Raw genomic sequence first — 10,626 nt, forward strand, 5'->3', positions numbered from 1 at the left:
TTTTTAAGTAGGATTGACTATAGTTGGCAATTAACTTGGTATTCTTGACCTTTGTCTGTTTTGATGGTCATGATGCCGTAATCTGCTTTGGTGTGCCAATCGTAAGTGGTCTGTGGGTTCACATCGTTGACATAGCGAGCGCCAGAACCTGAAACGGCTTGTTTCATGCTAACTTTAGCGTTGTCTAAGCCAACTTTTGGTAAAGTAACGTTTAGGTTGGCAGCTTCACCGTTTGCAGTATACGCAGCAGTGATTTGACCGTCGTCTTCACAAGTAAATGATTGAGTTACTGGTTGAGTATTGGCTGGTGGCGTTGTGGTGGTCGGCGCGCTGGTCGCACAAGCAGCGAGTAGTACGGCAAAAGGGGCAACAGCGAATAATTTTTTCATAATAGTCCTCAAAAATTAATGTGAATTTTATTTGTTACGTTAAGGGCGTATCATACAATAAAAAATGTAATTTCGTGTTGTGGTTCGTACTTTGGCGAGTAACATCAGCTGGCGGCTTTATCACTGCACGATCTAGTCAGTAAGGTCTTGCTTGTCCTTTGTTTAAAATGAAGACCAACACTGCGCCTAATATCACTACGCTTGCGATAATAAAATCTAAGGTCAATTTCTCTGACAAAAATATCATACCGAGTAGAGCAGCAAGTACTGGTACACAAAGTTGCACCACCGCTGATTGGGTCGTTTTTAAGAGTGGCATCGCCCTATACCAGATACTGTAACCGATACCAGAAGCGATAGCACCCGATGCGACTGACAATATGACACCTGTCATGCTGATATCATTTAAATAACCCAGACCGATTAATGCCAATATCGGCACTGCAATTAGACTTCGTATAAAATTAAAGCCCGTCGTTCTGAGCGGCGAAACGCAGCTTTTACCACGTATGCTATAGATACCCCAAGCGCTACCGCTTATTGCCATTATAAGCGCCGCCGACAAGGAAGGCGTGCTAGCTGATGGCAGCATCAAGTACATAAAACCTATCAATGCGATCAAAAGTGCTGTCCACTGTAGGCGAGTTAATGGTTCTTTATGATAGATGCCCCAACCGATCATCGTAAGCTGCACGGCAGCAAATAAAATAAGTGCCCCCGTCCCTGTATCAAGCGCTTGATAAGCCACTGAAAAACATAGCGCATATATGACTAAGCAAAGACTACTAAACCAATCGCCTGTGTCTTGTAAAACGGTCTTATCAGTATTGCCAGTCTGTTTTGAAGTATTTCTTCTTAAACGGTTTCTTCTTAAAAAATACGCTTGCAGCAGCATGATAAGACCAAGGCACGCGGCAGCGCTAAGCAAGCGGATAACGGTAAAATTCCAGGCATCAATTGCGCCGTCTGCCAATGCCATTCTACAAAGCAAAGAATTGGCGGCAAAGGCTATTAAAGCGATCATCGTAAATAGGGCAGCTTTCAAAAATAATTCCTACAGGCACGATAGGTTTTTGCCTAAGATTTGGGGTTATTTTTCTATTCTTTTTAGCCATTTAGCCATTTAGCCATTTAGCCATTTAGCCATTTAGCCACTTGTTGCACCCGTTGCACTCTATCGCCACCGATGCGTTGAAAATCTTTATTATGCAAAGTTAACTGACTGGCAAAGTAAGCACTGATATCTTCACGCTGATGCGGGCTATCACGCAAATCATCGGCGACCCACGGGATATCCACTTCGGTCAAGAGTATCAAATCGTAATGGTGCGTTAATGCCGCTTGAGTAAGCGCTTTAGGACAGTCGCCGTAATACCAGTTGGCATACACCATCAGCTCAAATAAACTGGTATCACAGAATAAATAACGGTTATTATCAGGCAATTGCGCGGCTTGTTTGGCAAGTTTATTTTCTAAGTCAATTTGACCTTGCGCGATAGGTAGTAAATCATCCCACGTGCAAGTCAGTTGCTCGTTATCCCATTTTGCTTGCAGGTAAGTGCGCATATATTCTGGTACCCACGGACTGCCAAAATGCGCAGCCAAATCGCGGCATAACGTGGTCTTGCCGGTGCTTTCTGCCCCTAATATCGCGACATTAAAGACCGATTTAGGCGTATGCTGCGTGAGATTGTAAGCGGTAGCGTCGTTGCCATTCATAGTATGCCCAGATTGCGATGAGAGTGAAGACTACGTACTGTAGCGCGGTAAAGGTTAGACCTTTATAAAAATACAGCGGCACGGAAATCGCATCAGCAATAATCCAAAGTAGCCAGTGTTCGATTTTACGCCGCGCCATCAGCCACATTGCCATTAAAAACAGCGCGGTGGTCAGCATGTCGGTGTAATCGACCCAGGTAAATAAGTGCAAGCCCAATACCGCGCCATCAAAGCTAAAGTTATTATTGATAACAGGTCTAAAATAATAGACCAGAGCGACAAAGGCGACGGTCGCTGCCGCCAGTACAGTGAGAATAGGGAGGTCTTTTTTGTTTAAATGCTCAACGTCAATGGCAGAGTGAGCGTCCGCATTATAGGTGTGTGCATCTTGCTGCTGGCTGGTTGGATTTATATGGTCATGATGCTTTTTGATGTCTGTATTGTGCTTATTTTGCGTCCAATTTATCCATCCATAAATACTCATGATACTGTAGTAGGCGTTGATAAACATATCGCCGAACAGTTGCCATTTCCAAAGTAGATAGACAAAAATAGCGGTGCTGACCAATCCAATAGGAAAAACCAAAATATTGGTTTTGCTGGCAAGTAAGACGCTACTGACCCCAAATATGACCGCAATCAATTCTAAGGCAATAAATAGGGTTGAGTAGTCAGCATACTGCCCAAATAACCAGTTTAAGAGTTCCGCCATTGCTATTCCAAAATTAAAAAGTAAAGCGAGAGTTAACAAACAAGTTGCAACCAGATGATGATAATTCACAGCAATTATAGCGCAGCTGTCGACAAATGAAGCCAATCTTTACTTATTCTCATTAAGAAGCGGATTATTTGTAACAAAGTATTAGAAAAATTATATTATTCAGGCATAATAAAGGCACTTATTTTAAGTTTACAGTTATTCACCGAGAATTAGACGACTGTTGTTTTTCTCCACTTTTATGCTTATTGCAAGCACCATCGTAGTAGACAAGGAAGCGTATCATGACGACTTGTATCACAGGCACTGGCCTATATATCCCCCCTTATAGCATTAGTAATGAAGAGTTAGTAGAGTCATTTAACCAGTATGTTGATAATTACAATGCCAAACATGCTGACGCGATTGAAGCTGGCACAGTTACGGCGCTAGAGCACTCATCAGCGGCCTTTATCGAAAAAGTATCGGGCATCAAATCACGTTATGTGATGGAGAAAGACGGTATCTTAGATCCTGAAATTATGGCACCTGTCATTGCCTATCGTAATTTGGGCGAAGAGCTGTCTATCATGGCAGAAATGGGCGCTGCTGCATTAAAAGATGCGCTCGCTGATGCAGGTCTCGAGGCCAATGATTTAGACGGTATTATTCTTGCGTGCTCAAACTTCCAGCGTACTTATCCTGCGGTCTCTATCGAGATTCAAAATGAGATTGGTATGATTGGTGGCTTTGCTTATGATATGAACGTTGCTTGTAGTGCCGCAACTTTTGGTCTATCACAAGCACATGGTTCTATCGTTTCGGGTCTTGCCAAACGCGTTGCGGTTGTGAACGTTGAGATTACTTCAGCGCATCTAAACTGGCGCAACCGTGACAGCCACTTTATTTTTGGTGACGTTGCAACAGCTTGCATCGTAGAAGAGCTTGATACGCCAAAAGGCTACGAGATTCTAAACGCCAAGTTATTCACTCAGTTTTCGACCAATATCAAAAACGAATACGGCTTTATGGATCGCTCTGAGTTCTTGGCGGCACAGACTGAGATGTACCCCGATATCAAAGAGCCGGTCACTGACAAACTGTTTTTACAAAACGGTCGTAAAGTATTCCGTGAAGTCTGTCCAAAGGTTTCTGAGATTATTACTGAGCATTTGCATGAAAACAATCTGCAAGCCAGCGATGTCAAAATGATGTGGCTACATCAGGCCAATGCCAATATGCTGGATTTAATCTTGCGTACCGTTATCGGTAAAGAAGCAGATAAAGCGATTGTACCAAGTGTCATTGATGAGTTTGCCAATACCAGTTCAGCAAGTCCAATGATTGTCTTCCATCGCTACAAGGATCAGCTAAACTCTGGTGATTTGGGTGTGATTTGCTCATTTGGCGCCGGTTACTCGATTGGTTCGGTACTGGTTCGTAAGGTTTAATAGTTAATAGAAGCTCTGTTTTAACCATAAAAATAGCTAAGAGAATTCTTAGCTATTTTTTTTATGCTCGCCGTTTGTTTTTTTGTTTCGTGATGCCTTTTTATAGCTATAGCAAGCAGAATTGAAGGTTGGTATATGGGTGTAATCGCGTATAAATTGAGCAGTTTGCGAATATAATGGCAAGATTGCTGAGAGGTTTTAAATTAAGCGCAAAAATTTGCTATAATCACTCTCTTATTTTACTCATTTTAAAAAAGTCCTTTTATGAAAGAATCCTTACGCCTGCGTTTAGACCAGATGGTAGACCGTTATGAAGAGGTCACCGCCTTATTATCCGACCCGAGTGTCATCATCGATAATAATAAATTCCGTGAATTGTCCGTTGAGCATAGTGACTTGATGGAGATCACGACGTTATGGCAGAACTATGTGCGGGCAGAGACGGATCAAGCGGATGCAGAGGCGATGCTTGCGGAATCATCAGACCCTGAAATGAAAGAGATGATGCAGGATGAGATTGACAGTGCGAGTAAGACCATTGCTGAGATGGAAGAAGCGCTTAACGTCATGATGTTGCCAAAAGACCCCAATGATAAAGTGCCAGCGTTTTTGGAAATTCGAGCGGGGACAGGCGGTGATGAAGCAGCGATTTTCTCGGGAGATTTGTTCCGTATGTATCAAAAATATGCCCAGAACCAAGGCTGGACGGTAGAGATTTTATCAGCCAATGAGGGCGAACATGGCGGTTATAAAGAAATCATTACTCGTGTGTCGGGCAATAGCGTTTATGGTCGTTTAAAGTTTGAGTCGGGCGCGCACCGCGTCCAGCGTGTACCTGAAACCGAGAGCCAAGGTCGTGTCCATACTTCAGCGTGTACGGTTGCCGTTATGCCAGAGGTTGAGATTGATGATAGCGTCGATATCAATCCTGCTGATATTAAAATGGATACCTTTCGCTCAAGCGGCGCCGGTGGTCAGCACGTTAACACCACCGACTCTGCGGTACGTTTGACCCACATTCCAACGGGTACCGTGGTAGAGTGTCAACAAGAACGCAGTCAGCATAAAAACCGTGCTCATGCGATGAAAATGCTGGTGTCCAAAATTCAGCAAGCAAAAGTACAAGCACAGGTTGATGTGGCGGACTCAATACGTCGCGATTTGGTCGGTAGTGGCGATCGTTCAGAGCGTATTCGTACCTATAATTTCCCACAAGGTCGTATGACCGACCATCGAATCAATTTGACGTTATACAAACTTGATTCGATTATGGAAGGCGACTTAGACGAAATCCTTGATGCGCTGCTGCGTGAGCATCAAGCAGACTTGATGGCCAGTATCGGCGGCGGTGATTAAAAGCACAAACTGGCTAAGTTAGCTAGGGCGTGTCCTCAATTCAAGCGCTTGTATCTAAATGGGCTAAAAATGGCTAAATTTTGTCAAACATCGTTAAATAGCTGATTAATATCTCGATATTATTTGCGCTATTTTCCTCGTTTGACGGCAATTTATCTCATTTTTATCACCATTTTTAAAATGAGGACACGCCCTAAGCTGGACGCCAAAAATTAGAAAGATTTTGCTATTTTTTCATATTAAAAATAAGTTTTATTTGAACGTCTTATTTTAATTTTACTTCGTTTATTCCTTTAATTATCTAATAATTTTGAGAGTATTATGTCAAAGCACAACAATCAAAATCCGAGTCAAGAGCAAGCCCCAGAAGACGCCAACGAGCTGATTGCTCAACTGCAAACCAAGCTGGATGACATCAAGGCGTCAGGTAAGCAGCCTTATCCGAATACCTTTAAGCGCACGGACTATGCTCAGGATTTACAAACCGCTTTTGATGGTATCTCAAAGCAAGAAATCGAAGATAAAATTGCCAATGGTGAAAAAACTCAAGTAAATGTAGCCGGTCGCGTGATGCTAAACCGCGGCGCGTTTATCGTGATTCAAGATATGACCGGTCGTATTCAGTTATATGTGGCACGCAAACAGCTAGACCCAGAGACGCTAGCGATGATTAAATCGCTAGATTTGGGCGATATCGTTGGGGTATCTGGTTATATCGGTCGTTCTGGCAAAGGCGACTTATATGTCCATATCGAAGCGTTGACTCTATTGACCAAAGCCCTACGTCCGATGCCAAATAAGTTCCATGGCTTGGCCGATGTCGAAGCACGCTATCGCAATCGTCATCTTGATTTGATGACCAATGAGACCACGCGCGATACCTTTGTGATTCGCAGTCAGGTTATAAGCGGTATTCGCAAATTTATGCTAAATGAGCGTTTTATGGAAGTTGAAACGCCGATGATGCATCCTATCCCAGGTGGCGCGGTTGCGCGTCCGTTTGTGACCCATCATAACGCCTTAGATATGCCGTTATATCTGCGTATCGCGCCTGAGCTGTATCTAAAACGCCTAGTGGTTGGTGGCTTTGAAAAGGTATTTGAGATTAACCGCAGTTTTCGTAATGAAGGCGTATCTACCCGTCATAATCCTGAATTTACCATGATTGAGTTTTATCAGGCATATGCCGATTATCATGACTTGATGGATTTGACCGAGCGATTGTTCAATGAGTTGGCGATGGATATTTTGGGCACCACGGAGCTGACTTATCAAGGCGAGGCGATTAGCTTAAAAGCCCCATTTATCCGCTTGTCGATGTCTGATGCCATCGCTAAATATGCCGAAAACTTCGATATATCGCGTATCAACGACCGTGAGTATCTTGCAGAATATGCTTCAACGACGCTTAAACAACAAGTCAAAGATGTCTTTGGCGTGGGTAAATTGCAGACCATTATCTTTGAAGAAACCGCTGAGCATCAGTTACGTCAGCCGACTTTTATCACCGAATACCCAGCTGAAACTTCACCGCTGGCACGCCGTAGCGATGACAATCCTGACATTACCGATCGCTTTGAGCTATTTATCGGTGGTCGTGAACTGGCAAATGGCTTTAGTGAGCTCAATGACCCTGCCGATCAAGCTGAGCGTTTCCATGGCCAAGTCGCTGAAAAAGACGCTGGCGATGATGAAGCGATGCATTTTGATGAAGAATATATCGAAGCCTTGTCTTATGGTTTACCGCCGACTGCAGGTGAGGGTATCGGTATCGATCGTTTAGTGATGCTATTTACTGACTCGGCCAGTATTCGCGATGTAATTTTATTCCCACATATGCGCCGCAAGTTCGAAAGCTAGACTGCTTTACTTGCCATAAATCGACGCTGGGACTAAACTGAACATAAGAAGGCTTTTTGTACTTTTAACGGAATGGTCTCAAGTGTTTTATGAGACCTTATGGATAGGGATGTTATGGACACTCAGCAAGTACCAGCGTCGATTTGGCAGCAGATGATTCAGCAAAACTTTTTATCTTTGTACGATTTAACTCCAGACAAAATCACTGCCTCTGAATATCTTCAGGGGTATGATTTTGTCTTTGAGTTTTCTAATGCTGTGGTCTACCTTATCGTCAATGATGTGACGATACAGGCTGATAGACAGGATATCGATAGCACTCAGGTGCGTATGTGGAGAAAAGACGTTGTCAATCAGCTGATTAAGCAACACGCTCAGTTGTATCTTAAGAATGATCAGGCGCTTGCCTATCAAAACGATTCTAAAAACCAGTCTAAAAATAAGTTGGCATCTGGCCAAAGGCAAACAGTAGACAAGGCGATTTATTTTATTGGTTTGACCGCACTTTCGGTACAGCATCAAGAGATGGCTGAGATAAATGCTGAAAAGAACAATGCTCAAAACCTTTATCAAAACCGCTATCAGAATAGTTATCGTAATAGCCAACAGAGTAAACCTGTAGAAACCGCCTCATATGCGGTTGGCTATGAATATGGTAGTCAGTTTTTTGCAGAAGACTGTGTGTTAGATTTGGACGATGAAGAAAGCGTCTTGCAAGTCTTTAGCTATCAGAATTTCACTGAGATACTCAAGCAATTGGTAACGCCCAGTGATTTGACGGCATTTCTAGACTTTCATCGCCGTAAGCTTGCAGGATTTGAAGCGTTTCAAGACGAATCAACCTTACTTGCTCAGTTTTTACAGTCGCCAGATTTTCACCAAAGAGCGATTGAGGTTCAAAAACAACTGGTCAGCCATAATTTGATAGCAGAGATTGAACCACGATTGCTAAAAGCGGCAGAGCCTGAGAAGGCAGAGTTTGCTCAAGCGTTGATGGCAGAGATTCAAAAGAACACGCGCATGTGGTACAAGCTGTTTAATAGCTTGGTCAGAGCGTGTTATGACGTGGGTACGCCATTGCCAAAAGAGCAGGTTGATATTTTGGTCGATGAGTCCATGTACACCTATGCTTGTTTGGTAGAGAAAATCTTGGCGCATAGAACGATTGACCAAGATTCACGCTGGAATGGCTACGTGCGCCATGAGCACTCTTATAATATCTTTGGCCGTCATTATCTGCTGATTTTTTATGCGCAAGATGACAACAGCTCATTAAGTGCGGACAAAGTGCGTGCCGGTCATCAAGACTTATTATTTGAGCTCAACGCGCAAATGCAGCAGCCAGTCATGCAAGATCTGTTTTTAATCGGTGTCGATGTCAGACCCTGTGACGACAGCGTAAATACCGAAGTTCATCTTGACGCCTTTCATCAGCAAGGCTCGCTTATCGATGCCAATACCCAGCGTTTGTATGAGCAATTGGCTGAGTTACGGGCGCAATCCTAACTTGTGCTAGAACCCAGTTTCGACGTTTGGTTTCAATACCTACTTTGATAGTTAGTTTTAAGCTAAATCGCTGATTTGAAGCTTTATTTATATCATTACTCACATTGGCATTTATTATGACGCAGCAATATCAAGTTTTAGCGCGCAAATATCGTCCAAAAAACTTTCACGAGTTGATTGGGCAATCGCACGTCTCACAAGCACTGATTAATGCGATTGATTATAATCGTCTGCACCATGCTTACTTATTTACGGGTACGCGCGGTGTCGGTAAGACCACTATTGCGCGTATTTTGTCTAAATGTTTAAACTGTGAGACGGGTATCACTAGCACGCCATGTGGTGTCTGTGATAACTGCGTGGCGATTGATCAAGGACGGTTTATTGATTTAATCGAGATTGATGCGGCCTCGCGTACCAAAGTTGAAGATACTCGCGAGCTACTTGATAATGTGCCATATGCGCCAAGCCAAGGTCGCTACAAGGTATACCTGATTGATGAGGTGCATATGCTGTCGACACACAGCTTTAATGCGCTGCTCAAAACCTTGGAAGAGCCACCTGAGCATGTAAAATTCTTACTAGCCACCACCGACCCACAAAAGCTGCCCATCACGATTATCTCGCGCTGTTTGCAGTTTGTGTTGCGTCCTTTATCGCAAAGTCTGCTTAGTGAGCATCTAGCCAATATCTTAAATCAAGAGCAGGTGGATTATACTCAGCCTGCGCTTTGGCAATTGGCCAGTGCTGCTAAAGGCTCGGTGCGTGATGCGTTATCGCTGACCGATCAAGCGATTGCATTTGGACAAGGCGCGCTCGATGATGTAACAGTTAATGCCATGCTTGGCTTAATTGATGCCGCTGACTTGGTGCGTTTAATTACAGATATTTATAATCATGATAAATCAGCAGTCGCCACACATATCGAGCAAATGCGGGCGCAAATGGTCGATGCCACTAGCATGTTTGACGGCTTGGCTGAGCTGTTACATCAATTGGCATTGACGCAACTGCTGCCTGAGGTTGCGCTTAACGTAAACGAAGCACAAGCGCAGCAGATTAATCAGCTTGCGCAGCACATGAGTCCTGACGTTTTACAGCTATATTACGAAATCGTCGTCCAAGCGCGTGAAGGCGTAAAGCTGGCTAGTACACCGATGCAGGCGCTTGAGATGTGTATTTTACGTCTATTGGCGTTTCGACCTTTACCCGTCGATGAGATTTTAGCAAACGTACCAGACACTACCATATCTTCTGACCCTAGAGCATCTAGCTCTGTATCATCTGTTTCTACAGGCTCGATAGAAACTAATACTGCTTCACTAGATTCAGGTACTATCGAAGCATCGGATACCAATACGTTTTTAAATACAGATGAAAATATAGCGCCTTCATTAGAGCAAACCTCAACAGTAGTAGAAGCGCTATTAGAATCGCAGCCAGAACCACAGTTAGAGCCAGCAGTGGAATCCATCCCGTCATTACCAGACTACGATGCTGATTATCAGACCTCAAGTCAAAATGAGATTGAGCCATACAACACAAGTTATGATGATGCTGAATTTGACCAATATAATAGCTACGGTAATGATGAAGGATTGGATTTATTAAGCAGCAATGTTATCTCTGAGCCTGCCGTTGAGCCTGA

Annotated in this window: 9 protein-coding genes; 5 read left to right on the plus strand and 4 right to left on the minus strand. The window is 43.5% G+C overall.

All coding sequences use genetic code 11. The features are described from left to right. Nucleotides 1-17 precede the first annotated feature (17 nt). From B3R91_RS06525 to pnuC, 4 genes are all read right to left on the minus strand, one after another. Entirely contained in the window at nucleotides 18-389 is a 372-nt protein-coding gene (locus B3R91_RS06525) for an MliC family protein (protein WP_068405303.1), read from the minus strand. A 136-nt stretch (nucleotides 390-525) separates the two neighbouring features. Then, nucleotides 526-1,434: a DMT family transporter gene (locus tag B3R91_RS06530; RefSeq protein WP_193032017.1), complete on the minus strand. Its 909-nt coding sequence runs from the start codon at nucleotides 1,432-1,434 to the stop codon at nucleotides 526-528. A gap of 86 nt (nucleotides 1,435-1,520) precedes the next feature. Next, nucleotides 1,521-2,108, minus strand: coding sequence for an AAA family ATPase (locus B3R91_RS06535; protein ID WP_068405309.1), 588 nt, complete (start codon nucleotides 2,106-2,108; stop codon nucleotides 1,521-1,523). Beyond that, entirely contained in the window at nucleotides 2,059-2,820 is a 762-nt protein-coding gene (gene pnuC, locus B3R91_RS06540; RefSeq protein ID WP_286796910.1) for a nicotinamide riboside transporter PnuC, read from the minus strand. The genes B3R91_RS06535 and pnuC overlap by 50 nt, the downstream gene beginning before the upstream one ends. Before the next feature lie 290 nt (nucleotides 2,821-3,110). On the opposite strand from pnuC, the gene B3R91_RS06545 reads away from it, so the two are divergent. From B3R91_RS06545 to dnaX, 5 genes are all read left to right on the plus strand, one after another. Next, a complete protein-coding gene (locus tag B3R91_RS06545) occupies nucleotides 3,111-4,256 on the plus strand; it encodes a beta-ketoacyl-ACP synthase III (protein WP_286796911.1) in 1,146 nt (381 codons plus the stop codon). A 264-nt stretch (nucleotides 4,257-4,520) separates the two neighbouring features. Further along, nucleotides 4,521-5,612 carry a peptide chain release factor 1 gene (prfA, locus tag B3R91_RS06550; protein ID WP_286796912.1) on the plus strand — a complete coding sequence of 364 codons (1,092 nt, stop codon included), beginning with the start codon at nucleotides 4,521-4,523 and terminating at the stop codon, nucleotides 5,610-5,612. Between the two features lie 321 nt (nucleotides 5,613-5,933). After that, on the plus strand, nucleotides 5,934-7,472 hold the full coding sequence (gene lysS, locus B3R91_RS06555; RefSeq protein WP_286796913.1) for a lysine--tRNA ligase: 1,539 nt from the start codon (nucleotides 5,934-5,936) through the stop codon (nucleotides 7,470-7,472). Nucleotides 7,473-7,571: 99 nt separating this feature from the next. Then, a complete protein-coding gene (locus tag B3R91_RS06560) occupies nucleotides 7,572-8,978 on the plus strand; it encodes a hypothetical protein (protein WP_286796914.1) in 1,407 nt (468 codons plus the stop codon). Nucleotides 8,979-9,094: 116 nt separating this feature from the next. Beyond that, nucleotides 9,095-10,626, plus strand: a 1,532-nt coding sequence (gene dnaX / locus B3R91_RS06565; RefSeq protein ID WP_286796915.1) for a DNA polymerase III subunit gamma/tau, incomplete at its 3' end; no start/stop codon positions are given.

Origin of the sequence: Psychrobacter sp. UBA6291 (assembly GCF_002439405.1) — a bacterium.
Lineage (GTDB): Bacteria > Pseudomonadota > Gammaproteobacteria > Pseudomonadales > Moraxellaceae > Psychrobacter > Psychrobacter faecalis.